General features: G+C 74.4%; 16 protein-coding genes, 1 other RNA gene and 2 pseudogenes. 9 read left to right on the forward strand and 10 right to left on the reverse strand.

Annotation, left to right across the window (positions count from 1 at the left end):
• Window positions 1-37: 37 nt before the first annotated feature.
• From IE313_RS23845 to IE313_RS23860, 4 genes and pseudogenes are all read right to left on the reverse strand, one after another.
• Window positions 38-1,324, reverse strand: a complete 1,287-nt coding sequence (locus tag IE313_RS23845) for a sensor histidine kinase (protein ID WP_189935597.1) — start codon at window positions 1,322-1,324, stop codon at window positions 38-40.
• 85 nt (window positions 1,325-1,409) lie between these two features.
• A complete protein-coding gene (locus tag IE313_RS23850; protein WP_189935599.1) occupies window positions 1,410-2,129 on the reverse strand; it encodes an ABC transporter permease in 720 nt (239 codons plus the stop codon).
• A 182-nt stretch (window positions 2,130-2,311) separates the two neighbouring features.
• A pseudogene (locus IE313_RS23855) lies at window positions 2,312-3,178 on the reverse strand (ABC transporter ATP-binding protein); the annotation flags it as partial.
• 151 nt (window positions 3,179-3,329) lie between these two features.
• Entirely contained in the window at window positions 3,330-3,908 is a 579-nt protein-coding gene (locus IE313_RS23860; protein WP_189935601.1) for a Uma2 family endonuclease, read from the reverse strand.
• A 209-nt stretch (window positions 3,909-4,117) separates the two neighbouring features.
• On the opposite strand from IE313_RS23860, the gene yaaA reads away from it, so the two are divergent.
• A complete protein-coding gene (gene yaaA / locus IE313_RS23865) occupies window positions 4,118-4,918 on the forward strand; it encodes a peroxide stress protein YaaA (RefSeq protein ID WP_189935603.1) in 801 nt (266 codons plus the stop codon).
• 573 nt (window positions 4,919-5,491) lie between these two features.
• On the forward strand, window positions 5,492-6,217 hold the full coding sequence (locus IE313_RS23870; protein ID WP_189935605.1) for a GH12 family glycosyl hydrolase domain-containing protein: 726 nt from the start codon (window positions 5,492-5,494) through the stop codon (window positions 6,215-6,217).
• Between the two features lie 75 nt (window positions 6,218-6,292).
• Here the strand turns inward: IE313_RS23870 and IE313_RS23875 are convergent, their stop codons facing one another.
• A complete protein-coding gene (locus IE313_RS23875; RefSeq protein ID WP_189935607.1) occupies window positions 6,293-6,934 on the reverse strand; it encodes a bifunctional 4-hydroxy-2-oxoglutarate aldolase/2-dehydro-3-deoxy-phosphogluconate aldolase in 642 nt (213 codons plus the stop codon).
• Between the two features lie 281 nt (window positions 6,935-7,215).
• Here IE313_RS23875 and IE313_RS23880 point away from each other — a divergent pair, with 281 nt between their 5' ends.
• Entirely contained in the window at window positions 7,216-8,256 is a 1,041-nt protein-coding gene (locus tag IE313_RS23880) for a LacI family DNA-binding transcriptional regulator (RefSeq protein ID WP_189935609.1), read from the forward strand.
• Window positions 8,257-8,300: 44 nt separating this feature from the next.
• Here the strand turns inward: IE313_RS23880 and IE313_RS23885 are convergent, their stop codons facing one another.
• From IE313_RS23885 to IE313_RS23895, 3 genes are read right to left on the reverse strand one after another with little or no spacing between them, the layout of a single operon-like run.
• Window positions 8,301-9,614, reverse strand: coding sequence for a bifunctional RNase H/acid phosphatase (locus IE313_RS23885; protein ID WP_189935611.1), 1,314 nt, complete (start codon window positions 9,612-9,614; stop codon window positions 8,301-8,303).
• Between the two features lie 19 nt (window positions 9,615-9,633).
• Complete coding sequence (locus IE313_RS23890; protein ID WP_189935689.1) at window positions 9,634-10,377, reverse strand: zinc ribbon domain-containing protein; 744 nt, start codon at window positions 10,375-10,377, stop codon at window positions 9,634-9,636.
• On the reverse strand, window positions 10,374-11,285 hold the full coding sequence (locus IE313_RS23895) for a Nif3-like dinuclear metal center hexameric protein (protein WP_189935613.1): 912 nt from the start codon (window positions 11,283-11,285) through the stop codon (window positions 10,374-10,376). Before IE313_RS23895 ends, IE313_RS23890 begins: the two co-directional genes overlap by 4 nt.
• A 237-nt stretch (window positions 11,286-11,522) precedes the next feature.
• Here IE313_RS23895 and IE313_RS35420 point away from each other — a divergent pair, with 237 nt between their 5' ends.
• The gene (locus tag IE313_RS35420) at window positions 11,523-13,007 is read left to right on the forward strand and encodes a hypothetical protein (protein ID WP_229924887.1); all 1,485 of its coding nucleotides are present in this window, start codon (window positions 11,523-11,525) and stop codon (window positions 13,005-13,007) included.
• 356 nt (window positions 13,008-13,363) lie between these two features.
• Here IE313_RS35420 and IE313_RS23905 read toward each other — a convergent pair whose 3' ends face one another.
• Window positions 13,364-14,035, reverse strand: a complete 672-nt coding sequence (locus IE313_RS23905) for a TetR/AcrR family transcriptional regulator (RefSeq protein ID WP_189935616.1) — start codon at window positions 14,033-14,035, stop codon at window positions 13,364-13,366.
• Between the two features lie 108 nt (window positions 14,036-14,143).
• On the opposite strand from IE313_RS23905, the gene IE313_RS23910 reads away from it, so the two are divergent.
• The 5 genes and pseudogenes from IE313_RS23910 (at window position 14,144) to IE313_RS23930 (ending at window position 20,406) form a co-directional block, all read left to right on the forward strand.
• On the forward strand, window positions 14,144-14,722 hold the full coding sequence (locus tag IE313_RS23910; protein ID WP_229924889.1) for a class I SAM-dependent methyltransferase: 579 nt from the start codon (window positions 14,144-14,146) through the stop codon (window positions 14,720-14,722).
• Window positions 14,723-14,907: 185 nt separating this feature from the next.
• Window positions 14,908-15,915 (forward strand): helix-turn-helix transcriptional regulator, encoded by a 1,008-nt coding sequence (locus IE313_RS23915; protein WP_189935620.1) that lies wholly within the window; start codon window positions 14,908-14,910, stop codon window positions 15,913-15,915.
• A 247-nt stretch (window positions 15,916-16,162) separates the two neighbouring features.
• Window positions 16,163-17,047, forward strand: a pseudogene (locus IE313_RS23920) (DMT family transporter); the annotation flags it as partial.
• A gap of 160 nt (window positions 17,048-17,207) precedes the next feature.
• Window positions 17,208-17,618, forward strand: an RNA gene (gene rnpB / locus IE313_RS23925) — RNase P RNA component class A.
• Between the two features lie 292 nt (window positions 17,619-17,910).
• On the forward strand, window positions 17,911-20,406 hold the full coding sequence (locus tag IE313_RS23930) for a SpoIIE family protein phosphatase (protein ID WP_189935622.1): 2,496 nt from the start codon (window positions 17,911-17,913) through the stop codon (window positions 20,404-20,406).
• 131 nt (window positions 20,407-20,537) lie between these two features.
• Here the strand turns inward: IE313_RS23930 and IE313_RS23935 are convergent, their stop codons facing one another.
• Window positions 20,538-21,593 (reverse strand): MDR family NADP-dependent oxidoreductase, encoded by a 1,056-nt coding sequence (locus tag IE313_RS23935; protein WP_189935624.1) that lies wholly within the window; start codon window positions 21,591-21,593, stop codon window positions 20,538-20,540.
• Between the last annotated feature and the right edge of the window lie 218 nt (window positions 21,594-21,811).

The raw sequence follows: 21,811 nt of genomic DNA on the forward strand, positions 1-21,811 counted from the left end.
CATGGCACCGGCGCCCGGATCCCGCACGGCGGCGCCGTCACTGTCCGGCCGCAGCCGGTTCGGCGGTCCTGCCGCGTCCGCCGGGGGCGAGGGGCCCCTCGCCCCCGGCGGACGCGGGGACCGGCTCCACCGGGAGCTCCGCCGTCACCAGGAAGCCACCGCGCGGTGCGGGACCCGCCACCAGGGTGCCGCCCGCGGACGCCAGCCGCTCGGTGAGCCCTTTCAACCCGGTCCCGCCGGCTGCCGCGCCGCCGGGCGTGGGCTGCCCCGGGCCGGCGGGCCGGCCCCGGCCGTTGTCGCCGACCGCCAGGCGCACCCGTTCCCCGCTGCCGGTGACCGTGATCTCACACCGGTCGGCGGCACTGTGCCGCACCGCGTTGGTGACGGCCTCGCGGACCACCCAGCCGAGCAGTGCCTCCTGCTGCGCGGTGAGCGGCGGGCCCGACTGCTGGATCACCGGCTCGATGCCCGCGGCCGTCAGCGCGGAGCGCGCCCGGTCGAGCTCGGTGGTGAGGCTGCCCTCGCGGTAGCCGGTGACGGCCTCGCGGATCTCGGTGAGCGCCTGGCGGCCCACCGACTCGATGTCGGTGACCTGGCAGAGCGCGGCGTCCAGATCGCGCGGCGCGAGCCGCCGGACGGCCTCCGCCTTGACCACGACCACCGAGAGGGTGTGGCCGAGCAGGTCGTGCAGATCGCGGGAGAACCGCAACCTCTCGCGCTCCACCGCCGTGCGGGCCAGCTCCTCGCGGGTGGCCCGCAGCTCCTTGACCGTCTCGGAGAGCGCCATGATCGCCGCGGTGACCATACCGGAGATGAACGTTCCGTACGCGAAGCCGACCGCGTCCCAGCCGTCCCGCAGCGCCGCCGTCACCGCGGCGAGGGCGGTCAGGGCGAACATCACCCGGCCCATTGCCCGCCCCCGCAGCACCGAGCCCGCGGCCAGCGCGAGCAGTGGGTAGAAAACCAGCCAAGTGCCGCCGTAGCCCGCGGCCAGGCCCACGGCGATCACGGTCATCGCGAGCAGTACCCACCGGGTGGAGCGCGCCTCGCGGCGCTGCTTGTCGAAGGCGCGGAAGACCACGAAGACGTAGAGCGAGTTGAAGACCAGCAGGCCGAAGGCTCCGACCCACGGCTGCGGGGTCTCGCCGCGCACCAGGTTGGACACCGCCCCCATCCCCATCAGCAGCCAGGGCAGCAGGGCGAAACCGTTCGGCGGGCCCACCGCCTCGGGCTTGCGCCCGGCCCGCCGGCACCGCAGCCGTCCGGCCCCGGGCTCCGCCGGGCCGGTGCAGGTGGCGGTGGTCGGGTCGTTCTTCGAGGACATCGGGCCTCCTGTCACGCCGCTCGGGGCCCCGGTGGGGCGGGCGAGCGGGCAGGGCGGAGCACGGGCAGGGGAGCGGGCCCGCCGGTCACACCGTGCGGGCGGACCTGCGGTAGGAGAACACGGCGTAGGAGCCGAAGACCAGCATCCAGAGCCCCAGCACGGCGACGGTGCCGAAGCCCGGCGCGGCCTTCTCGGTCGCCGACACGCCCAGCTCGGCGAACCGGTTGGTCGGCGTGTACGAGGACAGCGAGCGCAGCCAGCCCGGGAAGAGGTCCACAGGGAACCACAGGCCGCCCACGATGGACATGCCCAGGTTGCACGCCACGTTCACCACGCCGGTGGTCTGCGCGGTCAGCCGGTAGCCGTTGCCGATCCCGAGCAGGGTGAAGGGGAACGCGCCGAGCCACAGCAGCACGGCGACCAGCACCCACTGCCACACGGCCAGCCGCACCCCGTTGACCACGCCGCCGGCCAGCAGCACCGCGACGATGGCAGGCAGCACGACCACCGAGCCGGTCAGCGCCCGTCCGATCACCACGCTGCGCGGCCGCATCGGCGTGATGCGCAGTTGCCGCAGCCATCCGATCGACTTGTCCTCGGCGACGCCCGTGCCGGTGTTCAGCGCGGAGCCCAGGGCTCCGTACGCCGCCATGCCGACCATGGACGCGGTCCTCCACCTGCCGCCGACGTCGTCGCCGATGTTGGTGAACAGCAGGTACATCAGCACCGGCATCCCGATGCCGAAGATCACGAAGCCGGTGTCGCGGAGGGTCCTGCGGACCTCCAGCACGAGGTAGTCGAACATCACACCGTCTCCCTTGCCGCGTCGGCGGCCGGTTCCTCGGCGGCCCGATCCACGGCGGGCGGATCCTCGGTGCACCGATCGCCCGCGGCGGCCTGGTGCTCCGCGGCGGCCGGGCGCCGTGCCGCGGCCGAGTGCGGTGCGGCAGGTGCTCGGGCGCCGGCCGGGGTGCCGTCCGAGGCGGCGTCGGACGAGGTCAGCGCGAGGAACGCGGTCTCCAGCGAGGCCGCGGTGACCTCCAGGCCGCGTATCGCGCCGCGCTCGGCCAGTGCGATCACCGTGGCGTCGGAGTCCTCCGAGCGCAGCAGCGCCCGGTCCCCGCGCACCTCCACCGCGAGAACGCCCGGCAACCGCGCCAGGCCCTCGGTGCCGTGCCCGGCCAGGTCGAACGAGACGAGGTTGCCGCCCGCCGCCCGCTTCAGCTCGTCGCCACTGCCGTCCGCCACGATCCGGCCGTGGTCGATGACCACGATCCGGTCGGCGTGCGCATCGGCCTCCTCCAGATAGTGCGTGGAGAAGAGCACGGTGTGGCCGCGCCGCGCATAGGCCCGCATCGACGCCCAGAACGCCCGCCGTGCCTCGACGTCCAGGGCGGCCGTCGGCTCGTCGAGCACGATCAGCGCGGGATCGCCCACCAGCGCCACGGCGAACCTGACCCGCTGCGTCTGCCCGCCCGACAGCCGGTCCGCGCGCCGTCCCGCCAACTCCGTGATGCCCGCGAGCTCCAGGGCCTCGGCGACCGGCATCGGCGCGGGATACTGCCGGGCCACGAAGGTGACCAGCTCCCGCACCGTGACCCGGCGCACCGGACGCCCCTCCTGCAACATCGCCCCGACCAGTCCGGCCTGCACGGCACGTTCGGGCTCCTGGCCGAAGAGGCGCACGGTCCCGGCGTCCGGGTCGTCCAGCCCGAGCAGCAGCGAGATGGCGGTGGACTTGCCGGCGCCGTTGCGGCCCAGCAGCGCCACCGTCTCGCCGCGTGTGATCTCCAAGTCGACACCGTCGACGGCCCGCACGGCGCCGAAGGTCCTGACCGCCCCCGAAAAGGACACCGCCGGCGCCGCGCCCTGTGCGGTCGCGGCGGCGGTGCCTGATGTCGTCGTCATGCCCACGACTGTAGGAACCGCGGAACAACGTTCGACAGACGCGCGTGTACGGAGTCCGGCAGGACAAATGTCCCACCCGGCAGGGCCCGGCCGGGGTTCAGAGGAACTCCGAGGTCTCCAGCTCGAACGCGAAGGGTTCGGGGAAGGGCAGCGGCTTGCCGAAGGGCATGGTGCACTGCTGCCGGTAGTCGTCGCCGTCAGGTTCACCGAACAGGCTCAGGGAGGACGACTGACGATCCACGAGGAGGTACAGCGGGATGTCACCGCGCGCGTAGCAGCGGCGCTTGTCCTCCCGGTCCCTCAGCGGCCTGGCGGAGGCGACCTCGACGACGAGGGCGACGCCGCCGGGGGGCGTCCACGCCTCCGCGCCGCGAAAGAGCCGCAGATCGTACGGGGCGAAGGTGGCGTCCGGGACGACGCGGACATCCGGGCAGGGGCCCGCGCTCGGGAGTCTCAGCCCCTTTGTCCCGGCGAACTGCATACGGGTTCGGGACTGCCTGGTCACCTGGTCCACGATCAACCCGATGCAGTCCTCGTGGTCTCCGTCCGGCGGCGGTGTCACGACGATCTCCCCCTCGATCAGTTCGGCCCGGAAGCCTTCTGGCGTGTCCAGTGCCAGGAAGCCGTCCAACAGGACCTCCGCTTGCGTAAGGGGTTCGTGCGGCACGGCCGTCATGTCGCGCTCCTTCCTTGGTCGCCTGCCAGAGTCGGGCATCGGTGATCAACCGTCCACGGGATGGGGAGCCTTTCCCCCGATCGTGGCTCATGAACGGGGTCGGGGCCCGCGCCGGCCGTGCGGCGGCGCGGACCGGTGCGCCGAGTGCCACCCCGTACCCTGGCCCCGGGCGCCCCGCCCCGTGGAGGACCGACCAAGGAGACCCGATCGTGCTCGTGCTGCTGCCGCCGTCCGAAGGCAAGGCGCCCTCCGGGCGGGGTGCGCCGGTGAAGCTGGAGGAGCTGTCGTCGCCGGGGCTGGGCGAGGCGCGGCAGGACGTGCTGGACGCGTTGGTCGAGCTGTGCGCGGGGGACGGGGAGAAGGCCCGCGAGGTGCTCGGGCTGAGCGAGGGCCAGCGCGGCGAGGTGGCCAAGAACGCGGCGCTTTTGACGGCGGGCACACGTCCGGCGGGCGCGCTGTACACGGGCGTGCTCTACGACGCGCTGGACCTGTCGTCGCTGGACGCGGGCGCGAAGCGGCGGGCGGCGCGCTCGCTGCTGGTGTTCTCGGGGCTGTGGGGTGCTGTCCGGGTGACCGACAGGATCCCGCCGTACCGGTGCCCGATGAACGTCAGACTGCCCGGGATCGGTGCGCTCGGGGCGTACTGGCGGCCGGTGATGGCCGAGGTGCTGCCGAAGACGGCGGCCTCCGGCCTCGTGCTCGACCTGCGGTCGTCGGCGTACGCCGCGGCCTGGCGGCCCCGGGGCGAGGTCGCGGAGCGCACGGCGACCGTGCGGGTGCTGCACTCCGAGGTGGTCGACGGCCGGGAACGGCGCTCCGTGGTCAGCCACTTCAACAAGGCCACGAAGGGCCGGCTGGTGCGGAGCCTGCTCTCCGCGGGAGCCGCGCCGAAGACACCGTCCGCTCTCGTGGAGACGCTGCGGGACCTCGGTTTCACGGTCGAGGTGGCCGCACCCGGCGCGGCCGGGCGGCCGTGGGCCCTGGACGTGGTGGTGACGGAGGTGCACTGACCGGCGGAGCCGCAGCGACCGCCTGCGGTGGTGCACCGGCGCCGTGCCGTCGGACGTGTCGCCGCGGTGGACGCGCCGCGGCGGCGGGCGGGCGGTGCCGTGCCGCACCGGCGGACGCGCACCGTCGTCTCGACGCAGCCGGTTGACGCGGGCGGCATCCGTCGGCGGTGGCCGGTCCCGCCGCCCGTGGCCTGCGGCGGCCCGGGGCCCCTGCACCACTCCGCCCGGTTCCCTTGTGCCGCCAGGCACCTTCCCCTACTCTCACAGGCGTCTTCGAAGCGCTTCGACAGGGCTTCGGCGCCGAGCGGCTCCCCGAGGGCTCCGGATCGGCTCACCCCGCACCCCCGGGCGGCTCCCGGCTCCGGCTGACACCGTCGCCGCACCTCAGCACGGTCGAGCACGGCTCCGCGCGGAGGACCGGCACCAGACCACGGGCCTTCGTGCAGCGCGTCGAATCGCTTCACTACTCGGCGCGCCCGATGTCCCGAGCACCCGGACGAACCCGCACGGCCGGCACCTCCGCGCCCCGTCCAGGAGCGCGGCGTCATCCCCCGCACCATGGAAGGGACAACCATGGCACGTCGCATGCTGAGCCGGTTCCTGCTCGCCCCCGCCGCCGCGGGGGCCGCCCTGGCCGGCCTCCTCATCACACCCGTCCAGGCCACCGCCGCGCCCGCCGCGGCCCACGCGTGGACGTCCTCGGACCAGTGGGGCACCTACACCACGTCCGACGGGTACACGCTGTACAACAACATCTGGGGCTCCGGCGCGGGCACCCAGACCATCTGGGCCGACTCCTCCAGCACCTGGGGCGTGACGGCGGACCACCCGGCGACCGGCGGGGTGAAGTCGTACCCGAACGCGAAGAAGGTCGTCAACAAGCCGCTGTCGTCGCTGCGCACGCTCACCAGCGGCTACAACGTCTCGGTGCCGTCCGGCGGTTCGTACAACACCTCGTACGACATCTGGGACACCGACTACGACTACGAGATAATGCTCTGGGTCAACCACAACGGCGCCGTCGGCCCGCTCGGCAGCCAGCAGGGCACCGTGTCGCTCGGCGGCAGCCAGTGGACGGTCCACAAGGGCGACAACGGCTCCAACCAGGTCTTCTCGTTCCTGCGCATCTCGGACTCCAGTTCCGGCACGGTCAACATCCTGCCGATCCTGGACTGGATCGAGGGCCAGGGCTGGTGGCACGGCGAGACCGTCGGCGACGTGCAGCTCGGCTACGAGATCACCTCGTCACCCGGCGGCCTGGACTTCACCACGAACAGCTTCAGGGTCTCGTCGAGCTGAGCCGGTCCCGCAGGTGGGCACGGCGGTCGCCGCGGAGGGACGGCCGGTGCCCGTACGGTCGTCGGGCTGTTGCCGCTACTCGCTGCCGGCCGTGCCCAGGGCGGCGGCGTCCCTCGCCAGGGAGGCGATCCGCTGCCAGTCCCCAGCGGACACCGCGTCCGCGGGCAGCATCCACGAACCGCCCACGCAACCGACGTTCGGCAGCGCCAGGTAGCCGGGCGCCGAGGCGTGCGTGACGCCTCCGGTCGGGCAGAACCGGGCCGTGGGCAGCGGCCCGGCCAGGGACTTCAGGAAGGGCAGGCCCCCGGCGGCCTCGGCCGGGAAGAACTTCATCTCCCGCACCTCGCGCTCCAGCAGCCCCATCACCTCCGAGGCCGTGGAGACCCCGGGCAGGAACGGCGCACCGGACGCCTCCATGGCGTCCAGCAGCGCCGGGGTCGAGCCGGGGCTGACCAGGAAGCGCGCTCCGGCCGCCACCGCCTCGTCCGCATGCCGCGGGGAGACCACCGTGCCCGCGCCGACCACCGCCTCCGGCACCTCCTCCGCGAGGGTGCGGATGGCCGAAAGCGCCACCGGGGTCCTGAGCGTCACCTCGATCGCGGTCAGACCGCCGTCGACCAGAGCCCGGGCCAGCGGCACCGCGTCGTCGAGGCGTTCCACGACGACGACCGGGATGACGGGGGCGAGGTCGAGCACGGAGGCAGGCAGAGAAGTCATGGGCTCATCCTGCCCCTGCTCCTGCACGGACTGCAAAGACCGTTGCGCATCATGCAATATGACAGGACGAGTGCGCGGCAGGGGGCGAGTGCGCGTCCGGGCCCGCTCCACGGCCGCCGGGACGGCTGCCGGACGGCCCCGGTGACCCGGGCCGGCCCGGTGGCCCGGCACCCGGCCGCGCCGCCCGGCCGCGTGGGCACCGGCGGCCCGGCCGAGGGACACCGGCGGCCCGGCCGGTACGTTTCGGTTGTCCCGCCGCCCTGCCTGTCCTGGAGACGTACATGGTCACTCTTGCCGAGGTCGCTCAGCATGCCGGAGTCTCGGCGAGCACGGTGAGTTATGTGCTCAGCGGCAAACGGTCCATCTCGGCGGCCACCCGGGCCAGGGTGGAGCACAGCATCCGGCAGCTCGGATATCACCCGAACGCGGGAGCGCGCGCCCTGGCCAGCAGCCGTTCGAACATCATCGCGCTGATGGTGCCGCTCCGCACCGACCTCTATGTGCCGGTCATGATGGAGATCGCCATGGCGGTCGCCACCACCGCCCGCGGGCACGGCTACGACGTGCTGTTCCTCACCGGCGAGGAGGGGCCCGAGGCGGTGCGGCGGGTCACCGGCAGTGCGCTGGCCGACGCGATGATCCTGATGGACGTCGAGCTCCACGACGAGCGGCTGCCGCTGCTGAGGGAGAGCCGGCGGCCCGCCGTGCTCATCGGACTGCCCGCCGACACGGACCGGTTGACCTGCGTGGACCTCGACTTCCAGGCCACCGGCGCGCTCTGCGTCACCCATCTGGCCGCGCTGGGACACCGTGAGCTTGCGGTGATCGGCGAGGCGCCCGCGGTGTACGAACGGCACACCGGCTTCGCCGTACGGACCCTGGAGGGGGTACGGGCCAGGGCCGGCGAACTGGGCGTGCGGGTGCTGCACCGGCCCTGCGAGCCGGGGTACGCGGCCATGGCCGCGACGCTCGCCCGGATCTTCGACGAGCGGCCCGGCACCAGCGGGTTCGTCGTCCAGAACGAGTACGCGGTGGAACCGCTGCTGACCCTGCTGCGCCAGCAGGGCCGGGCCGTGCCGGAGGACGTGTCCGTGGTGGCCGTCTGCCCCGAACAGGTCGCGGTGCAGGCGTCGGTACGGCTCACCTCGGTGGCCATCCCCGCACAGGAGATGGGGCGGCGGGCGGTCGAGCTGGTGGTGGCCAAGCTCGCCGGGCAGCCCACGGACGAGGTCGGCCTGCTGACGCCGGAGCTGACGGTACGGGCCAGCTCCGGGCCGCTGGGCGGCGCCCGGGCCGCCGGGGGCACGGCGGCGGGTGGCTGACGCCTGCCGCCGTGCGTCCCGGGCGCTGCCCGCGCCGCGCCCGGTCAGCGCAGGTGGGAGGTGTCGTTGAAGAGGCGCAGGCTGGTGTTGCCGTCGCTGTAGTAGGAGACGGCGGACAGTGAGGCCGCGGAGAGCTCCATGCGGAACAGGGACTCGGCAGGGGCGCCGAGGGCGAGGCGCACCAGGATCTTGACCGGCGTGACATGGCTGACCAGGAGCACGGTGCGGCCCGCGTGGGCGGCGAGCAGCTTGTCCCTGGCCGCGGCCACGCGGTGGGTGACGGCCTCGAAGCTCTCGCCACCGCCGGTCGGGGCCGCGGCGGGCGAGGCGAGCCAGGCGTCGAGGTCGTCCGGGTGGCGTTCGCGGACCTCGGCGAAGGTCAGGCCCTCCCAGGCCGCGAAGTCCGTCTCGCGCAGGCCGTCCTCGACCGTGACCGGCAGGCCGAGCCGGGCGGCGGCGACGGCGGCGGTCTCGCGGCAGCGCGCGAGCGGGGAGCTGACCACGGCCTGGACGGTGCCGCGGGCGGCCAGCGCCTCGGCGGCCCGCTCGGCCTGGGCCCGGCCCGCCGCGGACAGCGAGGGGTCGCTCCCGGTGCTGCCCGAGAAGCGCTTCTGCGGGGTCAGCGGGGTCTCGCCGTGCCGGAGCAGGACGAAGGTGGCGGGTGCGCCGAGGTCCGCGGGGGCCCAGCCGACGGCCGGGGTCGCCCTGCGGCTGCCGGCCTGCCCGCCCCCTTCCGCCACGCTGCGCGCGGCCCGGGCGTCGGCGGCGCGCCCGGCGCCCGCGCCGCCCTCCGCGGGAGGCGCGGTCCGTGCGGCGGAGCCGCTGGTGCGGCCGCGGGGCGCGGCGATGGCGGCACGGGCCCGGGCGGCGCCGGCCGCGGCGTCGCCGGGTGGTGCCGCCGGCTCGTCAGGAGCCGCGGGAGGGGGCGTCCTCGGTGCCCACGCCCTGCCCAGCTTCCCGGCGTCCATGGCCTCGTTCGCCAACCGGTCGGCCCGCTTGTTCTGCTCGCGCGGCATCCACTCGTAGCTGACCCGGCCGGGCGGGAACACCGCAGCGGCCCGTGCCGCGAGCGGCTTCATGTCGGGATGCTTGATCTTCCAGCGGCCGGACATCTGCTCGACGACCAGCTTGGAGTCCATCCTGACGTGCACCCGCGCCGTGGGGTCGATCGCGTGCGCGGCGAGCAGACCGGCCACCAGGCCCCGGTACTCGGCGACGTTGTTGGTGGCCACCCCGATGTACTCGGCGGTCTCGGTCAGGACGTCGCCGGTCAACGCGTCCACCACCACGGACCCGTACCCCGCCGGCCCGGGATTGCCCCGGGAACCGCCGTCCGCCTCGACGATGAGCTCACGCATGATCAGACCTCCGGACCGCTCACAGACCGGACTCGGCCGTACGGACCAGGATGCGGCGGCAGTTCTCGCAGCGCAGCACCGTGTCGGGGGCGGCGCTGCGCACATCGTTCAGCTCGGTGATGTTCAGCTCCAACCGGCAGCCCTCGCAGCGCCGCTGGTACAGCTTGGCCGCCCCGATGCCGCCCTGCTGCCCGCGCAGCTTCTCGTAGAGCCCCAGCAGGTCGGCCGGGACGGAAGCGGCGATCACCTCGCGCTCCTTGCCGACGGACGAGATCTCCCCGTCCAGCTCCTCGTACGCGGTGTCGCGGCGGCCGGCCGCGTCGTCGATCCTGGCCTGCACCGAGGCGAGCCGTTCGGTCAGCTCGGCGACCCGCTGCTGGGCGGACTCGCGGCGCTCCATGACGTCCAGGACGACGTCCTCCAGGTCCCCCTGGCGCCTGGCCAGTGAGACGATCTCGTGCTGGAGGTTCTCCAGGTCCTTGGGCGAGGTGACGGCACCCGAGTCCAGCCGCTGCTGGTCGCGGGCGGCACGCTGGCGCACCTGGTCCACGTCCTGTTCGGCCTTGGTCTGCTCGCGGGCGCAGTCGCTCTCCTCGGTCTGCGCCGCGACCAGCAGGTCGCGCAGTTGCGCGAGGTCCTTCTGCAGCGTCTCGATCTCGGCGAGTTCGGGCAGTGAATTCCGCCGGTGCGCCAGTTGCTGCCGGCGTACGTCGAGTGCCTGGACGTCGAGGAGTCGGATCTGATCGGCGGGCGCGGCGTTCAGTTGGGGGCTCCAGATGCATCGTCGGAAGCGGCGGCGGCCACGGCCGCGCCGGGGACAGGAACGGTTTGCGCGGGCCGGGCGGGTGCTTGGGCGGCGTGCGCGGTCCAGGGGTCGGTGACCGTGGCCGAGACATGGCTGCGCAGGCCCCACCCGTGCCGCTCGGAGACCTGGTCGAGCTGTGCGGCGGCCAACTGGCACCAGGGCCACTCGGTGGCCCAGTGCGCGGCGTCGAGCAGGGCGGGCGGGCCCTGTTCGCGGGCCTCGGACACCGGATGGTGGCGCAGGTCGGCGGTGAGGAATGCGTCCACGCCCGCGGCCCGGACGTCGTCGAAGAGGCTGTCGCCGGAACCGCCGCTCACCGCGACGGTACGCACCAGGGCGTCCGGGTCGCCCGCCACGCGGATGCCCTGGGCGGTGCCCGGCAGCCGGTCCGCGGCGAGGGCGGCCAGCTCGCGCACGCTCAACGCGGGCTCCACCGCGCAGAGGCGGCCGAGGCCCCGGCGGCCGTGCTGGTCGGTGGGGTCGGGCACCAGCGGTCCGGTGACCCGCAGGCTGAGCGCGCCCGCGAGGGCGTCCGAGACGCCCGGGTCGGCACGGTCGGCGTTGGTGTGGGCGACGTACAGGGCGACGCCGTTCTTGATCAGGGTGTGCACCACACGGCCCTTGAACGTGCCCGCGAAGACGGTGGTCGTCCCGCGCAGGTACAGGGGGTGGTGCGTGACGAGGAGGTCGGCGCCGAGCCGCACCGCCTCCTCCGCGATCTCCTGCACGGGATCGACGGCGAACAGCACCCGCGAGACCGTCCGGTCGGGATCGCCGCAGACCGTGCCGACCGCGTCCCATTCCTCTGCGTGCCCTGGGGGCCACAGTGTGTCGAGCGCGGCGATGACTTCAGACAGACGGGGCACGGGTGCAAGGCTACCTGGACCTTCCCCCCGGCCGAACCACTGCCGCAGCCGCCCGTTCCCGGGCCCGCCGGCGGCCGTGCGGCACGTGTGCGCGGCCGCCGACCGCCTCACAGCACAGGGACCGCGCCATCCACCGGGAAACGGCAGTGGTGCCATCCGTCCGAGTGAAGGACCGCGGCCGACCGACCCGACCATGCCGACAAAAACGTAGCTTCTGTCACCGGAGGTGACCGAGCAATGACTGTCTGTGCCATCGAGGTCTCGGCGGGGAGCGACGACAAACCGTTCCGCCGGCCGTCCGCGGAGTGCACGCTCTCCGCGGACGGGACCTATGCGGCGCGGCTCGTACGGGGCGGACCGGTACGGGACGGGTTCCAGCGGGCCGGTGCCGCGCGTGACGCGGCCTGCCGCGGCGGACCGCAGCGGCAGGGTTTCGCGCGGGACGAGCGCACGCCGGGGGGCGGGGGCGTCCCGTACTGGATCCCGGAGCGCTGGACGCTGGACGGCCCCGAGCCCTACCGGGTGGCGCTGCCGGCCCGGCGGCCCGAGCAGCAGGGCAGCGAGGTGCTGCCGATGGGCGACGGGCGGGTGCTCATCCACCGCACCCTCGGCCGGCGGCACGTCTTCGCCCTGCTGCACCCGACCAGCCCCGGCACGCGCGAGATCCCACTGGGCTCGATGGACTGCCCGGCGGCCCCGGACGGGCCGGGCGACCTGGACTGCCCGGCGGTCCGGCTGCTGCCACCGCCGCCCGGCGGCCGGCGCGCGTACGCCCTGGCCGTCGGACCGCGGTCGACCGCGGTCTGGCTGGTGGCGGGCGGCTTCTCGTCGCCCCGCGCGGTCGCCGAACTGCCCGGCCGCTGCACGGGCGGCAGTTGGCTGGAGCGCACCGGCCGGCTGCTGGCCGTCGACCAGGAGCACGAAGGGCGTACCAAGACGGTGACGGTGGACCTCGGCCGCGGCGGCGCGGTGTCACCGCTGCTGGAGATCACCGAGGGCAGCACCGACCGGCTGCTGCTCGCCGACCCCGACAGCGGCCTGCTGCTGATCCGCTCCGACGCCCCCTCGCCGGGCCACGAGCGGCTCGCCTGGGGAGTGCTGGGCGGCACCCTGCCGGTCCGCTTCCCGGAGTGCCTGCGGCTGCCGGACTGCGCGATCACGCCGTTCGCCATCCAGCCGGGGCAGGCGCTGACGCCGGAGCGGTGCGCCGTCGCGCTGCGCATCGACGGGGTGGCGGGCACCTGGCTCGGCATCTGGCGCCCCGCCGAACGCACCCTGCACCACGTGCCCGCCCCGGAGGGCTGGCTGACCGGGTGCGGGGCCTGGACCAGGGAAGGCACCCTGCACCTGCCGTACGCGACCCGTGCCGTCCCCTGCGGCCTGGCCCGTCTGCCCGCGCCCCCGCACGGACCCGGTCCCGCGCGGCCGCCGACCCGCGACCCGCGTGGGACCGCGGCGGGCACGAGGACCGGCGCCCGGGCGGTGGCCGGGGCGTGGGTGCGGGCCATGGCCGCGGCAGCGCCGTCCGCAGGTGCGCCCGGCAGCGGTGCGGCGCGCCCCGGCCCGGCGGGGGCGTCCGCCCGGAGCGCGCCGGGGGCCCCGGCGGCGGCCGCGGCGCCGGGCGGCGGGCGCGGACCGGCCGGTGCGGCGGGGGAGTTCGCGGCCTTTCGTCCCGTCCCGTTGCGGGAGGCCCCCCTCATCGGGCAGGGAGCCGCCGGTTAGACTCGCCCGGCTATACCGTAAGGATCTTCTGACGGGGTGACCTTCCGATGACCGAAGCCAGTACGGACGCCGCTTCCTGGCCGACGACCTGGCCGCACGAGGCCGAACAGCCGACCGGGCCGGGCAAGCACCGCGGCCCCGTGTCCGCGCAATCCGCACCATCCGCACAAGGCGAGGAGGCGGCCCCGCGCGGTCGCCACCGCAAACCATCCGGCTCCGCGGACCCGGCCCACGCGGCCTGACGTCACGTCCGCGGGTGATGCCCGCAAGATCCGAAGGCCCGGCACCGCACGGTGCCGGGCCTTCGGCGTCCCGCGCCCGCACTGCTTCGGGGGCCGTCGCCGAAGGGCTGGGCCCTACTCGTGATCGGTGCAGAGGTGGGCGGTGAGGGTCGCACGGGCCCACTCCTCCCAGCTCTCGGGGGACCAGCCCCGGTCGCGGACGAAGACCAGGTACAGCTCCGGGCTGAGCAGCCCGTACAGCAGGTCGGCGGCGCGGTCGGTGTCGACGTCGGGGCGGGCGTCGGGCTTGGCGGTCAGCGCCCTCGCCGCGGCGTGCTGGACGGTGTAGCGCGGGTCGGGGTCGGTGGGCCACTGCGCGGCGATCTCCGGGTCCGTGGCCGCCGCGGCCGCGATCAGCGGGATGATCGGGGCGACACGGGCGAGGATCTCTCGTACGCCCCGTACGTGGGCGCGCAGTTGACCGGCCGCGGTGGGCTCGGCGCACGCGGCGCGGAACCAGTCGCGGTCCATCGTGGCGATCGGTTCGACGTCGCCCGCGACGGACGTGTCGACGACGTCCTTGAACAGTGCGCGCTTGTTGCGGAACACGAAGTACACGGTCTGGACGGCCACGCCCGCGCGATCCGCGACCTCCTGAAGGCTTGTCGCGCCGTATCCCTGCGCGACGAACAGGTCCCGCGCCGCCGCGACGATCTTCTCGCGGGTGCGCCGCGAGCGCTCGGCCCGTTTGTCGGGGCGTTTGCCGGGGCGCTTGACGCTTCCGTCCGATCCCTTGACCGCATCCATGGGGGGAGTCTATCTCTAGAGTTAGTAGTTAGAGCTGAACTCTAATTTCTTGGAGGGGTGGAGATGGGCGGGACTCGGACGGCTGCGGAGCTCGATCAAGAGGCTGCTGTGCGCCGTGCGTTGGAGGACTTCTACCGGGACGGCAGGCCGCCGTGGGACAGCGGTGTCACCCCGCCCGAGCTCGTGGCCCTGACGGAGGGGCCGGACGCACTGGCGCCGGGCCAGGCCCTCGAACTCGGCTGCGGCACCGGGACCAACGCGGTGCACCTGGCCAGGCACGGCTGGCGGGTGGCAGCCGTCGACCTGGTCGAGCGCGCGGTCCGGCAGGCGAGGGAGAAGGCCGCCGCGGCGGGAGCGGACGTCACGGTGCTGTGCGGGGACGCCACCCGACTCGACGAGGTGGGCGTGCCCGGCCCGTACGACCTGTTCTTCGACCTGAGCTGTTACTGCGGGATCCCCCCGCACCGCCGCGACGCCTACGCGGCCGGCCTCACGAAGCGTGCCGCCCCCGGCGCACGACTGCTGATGTTCGGCTACGGGCCCGAGGCGTTCGACGACCCGATCTCCGGCGTCACCGCCGATGAACTCATTGCCAGGTTCGCGGGGTGGCGGCTCGCCGACGTGACACCCGGCACGAACCCGGTGCCGACGTTCTGGTTCACGCTGCACCGCGCCGCCACTGCGTGAGCCGCGTCCCCCGGTGGCCGCGTGCGTCCGACGGCCGCGTCCGCCCGGTCGCCGCGTCCGCCCGGCGGGCGTGTGCGCGGGACCCGAACCGCGAACGCGGCACCGCCCCGGGGCGCGGGCATGCCCGACCACCCCGCGCGTGTTGCATCCTGACGGGACGAACGGGGCGGAAGGCGAGGTGGGCCGTGGCCGACGGAACGGCGGGGGAGCGCTCGCGGGGCGGGGGACCGCGGGGCGCGGCGCGGGAGCACGCCGTGTGGAGCAGGACCGACCTCGGCGGCGGCCCGCCGCTCGACCTGCTGACCGCACGCTTCGACCAGCACCGCTACGCACCGCACAGCCACTGCGAGTTCACCGTCGGCGTCTGCGTCGGGGGCTCGGAGATCATCGACTACCGCGGTGGGAAGCTGTACGCCGGGCCGGGCTCCATCGTCGTCCTCGGCCCCGGCGAGCCGCACACCGGAGGGCCGGCGCACTCCACCGGGTACGCGTACCGGGCGATGTACCCCGCGCTGCCCCTGCTCAGCGAGGGCACCAGGGGGCTTCCCCACTTCCGCGAACCGCTCCTGGACGACCCCGAACTCGCCGCCGCGCTGCGCACCGTCCACACGGAGCTGACCGCCGGCCCCGTGCCGAGCGCACCGCGGGATCCCGGCCCCGTACCGGACGCGCCCCCGCCCGCCGTCCCTCCGGGACCGGGCCCGGCGCGCTCCGGGGCCGCGCCCGCCGCGGGAACCGGTGCCGTCGGGTCTCCCGACCCCCTGGAGACCGAGTGCCGGCTGCCCTGGCTGCTGACCGCGCTGGCCCGGCGGCACGGCACCGCGCGCCCGGTGGACGACGCGCTGCCCGGCGCGCGCCGCATCGCCCACGCCGTCCGCGACCGGCTCGCCGACGAACTCCTCGCACCGCCCTCGCTCGCGGAGCTCTCCGCCTGCCTCGGTCTCTCCCGGTACCAGGTGCTGCGGGCCTTCCGGGACACCATGGGCATGCCGCCGTACGCCTGGCTGGCCCAGTACCGGGTGGCGCGCGCCCGCGCCCTGCTGGACGCCGGACACCGCCCCGCAGAGGCCGCGGGACTCGTAGGCTTCGCCGACCAGTCCCATCTGACCCGCTGGTTCCGGCGGGTCCTGGGCGTCACACCGGCGGCGTACCGCGCGGTGGTGCGGGCGGCCGCGGTCCGAGGGCGCCGGTGAGCGCTCGCAGCGGCGCCGACGAGGAGCCGCCCCGCGCCCCGGTCGGATCCCCTCGCCCGCGACCACCACGGGCCCTCCCGTCGGCTGCCGCCCGCGCGGGGCGCGTGGCGGGCGCGGAGTGTGTAGAGCGCGCGGAGGGCGCGGAATGCGCCACGGGCTCCCGGGGCGGCGGGGCGGCGGCGCTCCCCGCGGCCCGCCCCGCAATCCCGTTCAAGACATCCGGCGCCGACCGTCCGAAGCTGACGGCATGACTGCACGCGGCTGGTTCCTGTTCGCCCTGCTGGGCGTCCTCTGGGGCGTCCCCTATCTGATGATCAAGGTGGCGGTCGACGGGGTGTCCCCGGCGGGCGTCGTCTTCTCCCGCTGCGCGCTCGGCGCCGTACTGCTGCTGCCTTTCGCCCTCCGGCAGGGCGGGCTGGTCCGGGTGGTGCGCGCCCACTGGCGCCCGATGACGGCGTTCGCCTGCACCGAGATCATCGGCCCCTGGTGGACGCTGACCGATGCGGAACGCCGGCTCTCCAGCTCCACCGCAGGGCTGCTGATCGCCGCCGTGCCGATCCTCGGCGTCGTCCTGGCCCGCGCGTTCGGCGAGCGCGAGCACCTCGACGCCCGCCGCCGCGCCGGCCTGGGCCTGGGCGTGGCGGGCGTCGCTGTACTGACCGCTCCCCACCTCACCGGCGCCGACGCCCGCTCCCTCGTCGAAGTGCTGCTCACCGTGGTCGGCTACGCCATCGCGCCGCTGATCGTCGCCCGCCACCTCCGACCGGTGCCGACGCTCCAGCTCATCGCGCCCTGTCTGACCCTGGCGGCCCTCGTCTACGCTCCCGCCGCACTCGCCGACCACCCGGCGAGCGCTCCCGCCCCGCAGGTGTGGGCCTCGCTCGTGGGCCTCGGCGTCATCTGCACCGCACTGGCCTTCGTCGGCTTCCTTGAACTGATACGCGAGGCGGGGCCGACCCGCGCGGTGGTCATCACCTACGTCAACCCGGCCGTGGCCGTCGCCGCGGGCGTCACCCTCCTCGACGAGCCGCTCACCGCGGGCGTCCTCGCCGCCTTCGCCCTCATCCTGCTGGGCTCCTTCCTGGCCACCGCCGCGCCGCGCAAGACCGGCGCGGCAGCCGGGCCCGGCCGTACCCGCCCGGACGGCCCTGCCCGCCCGGGCGATCCGGCAGCCCCGCCCGGCGCCGCCGAGGCCGGGGCCGCACCGGCCGGGGCGCTCGCGGCGGGCACCGCGGCACCGCAGGCCGGCCAGGTCGTACCGGCGCGGCGGGTACCATGGTCAGCACGGCAGACGAGCCGGGCGGACGGCCGCGTGGAGTCCTCCCCCACCGGGGAGCTCCCCGAGGAACGTCCGGGCTCCACTGGGCAGGGTGGTGGCTAACGACCACCCGGGGTGACCCGCGGGACAGTGCCACAGAAAACAGACCGCCGGGGACCTCGGTCCCCGGTAAGGGTGAAACGGTGGTGTAAGAGACCACCAGCGCCTGGGGTGACCCAGGCGGCTAGGTAAACCCCACCCGGAGCAAGGTCAAGAGGGGCCGCCTGAGAAGGCGGCCCTGCGCGGACGATCGAGGGCGGCCCGCCCGAGTCCGCGGGTAGACCGCTGGAGGCCGGTGGCAACACCGGTCCTAGATGGATGGCCGTCGCCCCGACGACCGCGAGGTTCCGGGGCACAGAACCCGGCGTACAGCCCGACTCGTCTGCCAAGTGGGCCCTGACCAGGGCGAAAGTCCCGGTCAGGGCCCACTTGCGCTGCGCGGCTCCCCCCGGGCTCGGCTTGCGGGGCCGGGCGGGGGAGCAGCCCTGCCGGGGAGCGGACGGGCCCGGCGGGATGGAAGGGCCCGGCGGCAACGGAAGGGCCGGGCGGTACGCGCACGGCAGGAATGGCCACACAGCGCGTTATTTCCTGGTTTGTAGCAGTATGGAGATGTGGGCCCGTTTCGCGCGGCTCAGCCGGGCGGCGGACCTCCGAACCCTGGAGGAAGCGAGACGGCGATGGAACGGCGGCGCACCCCCGACCTCGAACCGGGGGTGCATGGCGACGTTTTCGACGAGGCGCGTACGGCCAGGGCGAACATCGACGAGCACGGCGCCGTGCTGGAGTGGAACGAGGGCGCACGGAGGCTGCTGGGCTACCGGCCCGACGAGATCGTCGGCAAGCCCGTCGCCCGCCTGCTCGACGAGGACGCTCCCGACCGGACGCTGCGCGAGATCCTGGCCCTGCCGAGGTGGCACGGCACGGTCCCGCTGCGGCACCGGGACGGCCACCGGGTGGAGGTCTGGGTGCTGGCCCACCACCGGATGGACGGGGACAAGGGCCTCGACTGGTTCCTGGTCTCCCCGCTCACGGGTGCGGCCACCTCCCCGGAGGACGCGGCGCTCGCGGCGCGGAGCTTCGAGCAGTCGCCTTCCTGCGCGACGGCGGTGTTCGACATGCGCCTGCGCCAGCGCCGGGCCAACGGGAGCATGCGCCGCGCCGCGGACCTCACCGACGACCAGATGCGCGGTCTGCGGCTCTCGGAGATCTGGGACCTCCCGGGGGCCGACAAGATCGAGCGGGCCATGGTCCGGCTGCTGCGGACCGGCGAGCCGCAGTTCGTGGAGAACTACCTGCGGGTGGTCGGCGAGACCCGGGAGCACTCCTGGTCGAACTACCTCTACCCGCTGCGGGACGAGGACGGCGCCCTGTGCGGCGTGGGGCTGACGGCGCACGACACGACCGAGCAGTACTGGGCGCGCAAACGGTTGCAGCTTCTCAACGACGCCAACGAGCGTATCGGCAGCACCCTCGACGTGGCCCGCACGGCCGGGGAGCTGGCGGACGTGGCCGTGCCGGAGTTCGCCGACTTCGCCATCGTGGACCTGCTCCCCGACACCGATTCCGCCACCGACTCCGACGCCGGCGCGACGGACCCGGGGGCGGGGTCGACGGCCCCCGCGGGGTCCGTCGGCGGCGGACCGGTGCGGCTGCGCCGCGTCGCCCAGCAGTCGGTGTTCCCGGGCACCCCCGAGGCGGTCGTCCCCCTCGGCGACGTGGACGCCTTCGCCGCCGACTCCCTGATCGCGGAGTGCCTGGCCACGGAGGAGGCGGTGCTGCGCGCGCACTACGACCCGAAGGACACCGACTGGTCGGTGGGCCACCCGAGCCGGGAGGCGGCGGTGCGCGCCTTCGGCGTCCACTCCATCATGGCGGTGCCGCTGCGCGCGCGGGGCGCCATGCTGGGAGTGGCCATCTTCCTCCGCCACCAGTGGACCGAGTCCTTCAGCGAGGACGACCTCCTGCTCGCCGAGGAGATCACCGACCGGGCCGCGGTCTCCATCGACAACGCCAGCCGCTACACCCGCGAGCGCAGCACCGCGGAGGCGCTCCAGCGGAGCCTGCTGCCGCAGCGGCTGCCCCGCAACGCCGCGGTGGAGGTCGCCTCCTGCTACCTTCCCACCGGCGCGCTGGCCGGAGTGGGCGGCGACTGGTTCGACGTGATCCCGCTGTCCAGCGCCAGAGTCGCCCTGGTCGTCGGCGACGTGGTCGGGCACGGCGTCCAGGCGGCGGCCACCATGGGGCGGCTGCGCACCGCCGTCCGCACGCTCGCCGACATCGACCTGCCCCCCGACGAACTGCTCACCCACCTCGACGACCTGGTCGTGCACCTCTCGGCGGACGACACCGACGGCATGGCCCCCTCGGACCAGGACGCCGAGCTGACCGTGGGGTTCGGCGCCACCTGCCTGTACGCCGTCTACGACCCGGTCTCCCGGGTGTGCGCGCTGGCCCGCGCCGGCCACCCCATGCCCGCGGTGATCACCCCCGAGGGCAGCGTCGACATCCTCGACGTGCCGGCCGGCCCCCCGCTGGGGCTGGGTGGTCTGCCGTTCGAGGCCACCGAGGTCACGCTGCCCGAGGGCAGTGTGCTCGCCCTGTACTCCGACGGCCTGATCGAGTCCCGCCAGGAGGACGTCGACGAGGGGATCGCCCGGCTGCACAGGGCGCTCGCCCGGCCCGCCGCCCGGCTGGAGGACATCTGCGCCACGGTGGTCGACGCGCTGCCGCCGGAACGCCGTACCGACGACATCGCCCTGCTCGTCGCCTGCACCCGCGCGCTCGATGCCGACCACGTCGCCACCTGGGACCTGCCGGCCGATCCGGCCGTCGTCTCCCGGGCCCGCACCCTGGTGTCCGACAGGCTCGACGCATGGCACCTGACCGAGGTGGCCTTCGTGACCGAACTGCTGGTGAGCGAACTCGTCACCAACGCGATCCGGCACGCCGACGCCCCCATCCAACTACGGCTGATCCTCGACCGGCACCTCATCTGCGAGGTCTCCGACGCCAGCAGCACCGCGCCCCACCTGCGCCGCGCACGCACCTACGACGAGGGCGGCCGGGGCCTGCTCCTCGTGGCGCAACTGACCCGCGGCTGGGGGACGCGCCACACCGGTACCGGCAAGACCATCTGGGCCGAGCAGACCCTGGAGGCGCGGCCCGGCTCCTGACGGCGGCCCCGGCGCCCGGCCATGCGCGAGGGCTCATCGGGCTTCCGGCGTGTGCGGCGCGGCGGCCGGCGCGGCGTCCGCCGCCGGGGTGCGAGCCACCGGTCGCGCCCAGCGAAGGACGCCCCGCCTCCTCAGAGCTTCACCAGCACCTTGCCGACATGGGCCGCGCTGTCCGTGTACAGGTCCCGGTAGGCGGTCGGGATGCGGTCGAAGCCGTGGTGGACGGTCTGGTGGTGGACGATCTCGCCGCGCCGGACCATGCCGCCCAGCTCGGTGTGCAGGGCCGTCCAGTTCGGCTCGGTGAACCATTCGAGGGAGAAGACGCCGCGGATGGTGGTGCGGGGGAACATGATGTACGGCAGGAGGCGCGGGCCCGTGGTGTCGCGGCCGACCTGGCTCGCCCACTGCCAGCACACCGCGACCTGGCTGTCGACGTTGAGCCTGGTGAACACGGCGTCGGTGAGGGCGCCGCCGAGGCTGTCGAAGTACCGGTCGACTCCGTTCGGGGTGGCCTTCCGGACGGCGTCCGCCACCCGGTCGGCGTCGTCGCCGTGCTTGTAGGCGAGGACGGTGTCGAAGCCGAGTTCCTCCAGGAGGCGCGCCTTGCGCGGTGAGCTGGTGGTGCCGACGACGCGGGCACCGGCCCGGCGGGCCAACTGTCCCACCAGGGAGCCGACCGAGCCCGAAGCGCCGCTGACCACGACCGTCTGACCGGAGCTGATGGTCATGAACTTCGTCAGCGTGCCCCAGGCCGTCATGCCGGGCCCGCCCATGATGCCCAGGGCGGTGGAGAGCGGCAGCACGTCGTCGTAGTGCCGCGGATCGAGCCTGCGGTAGGCGGGGAAGACCATCGGGAAGGCCCCCGTCTGCCAGGGCCTCGACCGGCCGTCGCTGACGACGTGGCTGCGCCAGCCGCCGAATCCCTGGACCAGGTCGCCCACGGCGAACGCGGCCCGCGGCCCGGCCTGGAGCACCTCCATGATCGAGTCGGCGCCCATGTGGTCTCCGAGGGGGGTGTCCAGGGCGATGCCGTGCAGGTAGGGGTCGACGGAGACGTACCGGGTCCTGAGCAGCATCTCGTCGTCCCCCAGAACGACGTCGACGTCCTCCACCACCTTCCGGTACATCCGGTCGACGTCCGGCACGCCGGGGACGTGCTCGCGCACCACCCATTTCGAGATCTCCACGAGAGCTCCTCACCTGGTCGCGTCGGTGCCGGGAGCGCGCCGATCGGTGGTCCGACGCGGTGGCCGGCGTGGGAGCCCTGCGCGGCGGGCCGCCGCGACGGCTGCGGCCACCGGGGCCTTCTGTCCGGTCTTTCGCGGATCGGACAGGGGCGGATCCGATGCGGCGGCGCATGGCGAAGATGTGGGCGGGACCGGTCTCCGCGTCCCGGAACACGGCG

Origin of the sequence: Streptomyces sulfonofaciens (genome assembly GCF_014656295.1) — a bacterium.
GTDB lineage: Bacteria > Actinomycetota > Actinomycetes > Streptomycetales > Streptomycetaceae > Streptomyces > Streptomyces sulfonofaciens.

What these genes read in the sequence shown, in the direction of transcription:
- IE313_RS23885 (WP_189935611.1), bottom strand. Translation starts at nt 9,614, where the DNA reads ATGCGTGAGCTCATCGTCGAGGCGGACGGCGGTTCCCGGGGCAATCCC.
- IE313_RS23880 (WP_189935609.1), top strand. Translation starts at nt 7,216, where the DNA reads ATGGTCACTCTTGCCGAGGTCGCTCAGCATGCCGGAGTCTCGGCGAGC.
- IE313_RS23930 (WP_189935622.1), top strand. Translation starts at nt 17,911, where the DNA reads ATGGAACGGCGGCGCACCCCCGACCTCGAACCGGGGGTGCATGGCGAC.
- IE313_RS23905 (WP_189935616.1), bottom strand. Translation starts at nt 14,035, where the DNA reads ATGGATGCGGTCAAGGGATCGGACGGAAGCGTCAAGCGCCCCGGCAAA.
- IE313_RS23870 (WP_189935605.1), top strand. Translation starts at nt 5,492, where the DNA reads ATGGCACGTCGCATGCTGAGCCGGTTCCTGCTCGCCCCCGCCGCCGCG.
- IE313_RS35420 (WP_229924887.1), top strand. Translation starts at nt 11,523, where the DNA reads ATGACTGTCTGTGCCATCGAGGTCTCGGCGGGGAGCGACGACAAACCG.
- IE313_RS23860 (WP_189935601.1), bottom strand. Translation starts at nt 3,908, where the DNA reads ATGACGGCCGTGCCGCACGAACCCCTTACGCAAGCGGAGGTCCTGTTG.
- IE313_RS23850 (WP_189935599.1), bottom strand. Translation starts at nt 2,129, where the DNA reads ATGTTCGACTACCTCGTGCTGGAGGTCCGCAGGACCCTCCGCGACACC.
- IE313_RS23875 (WP_189935607.1), bottom strand. Translation starts at nt 6,934, where the DNA reads ATGACTTCTCTGCCTGCCTCCGTGCTCGACCTCGCCCCCGTCATCCCG.
- IE313_RS23845 (WP_189935597.1), bottom strand. Translation starts at nt 1,324, where the DNA reads ATGTCCTCGAAGAACGACCCGACCACCGCCACCTGCACCGGCCCGGCG.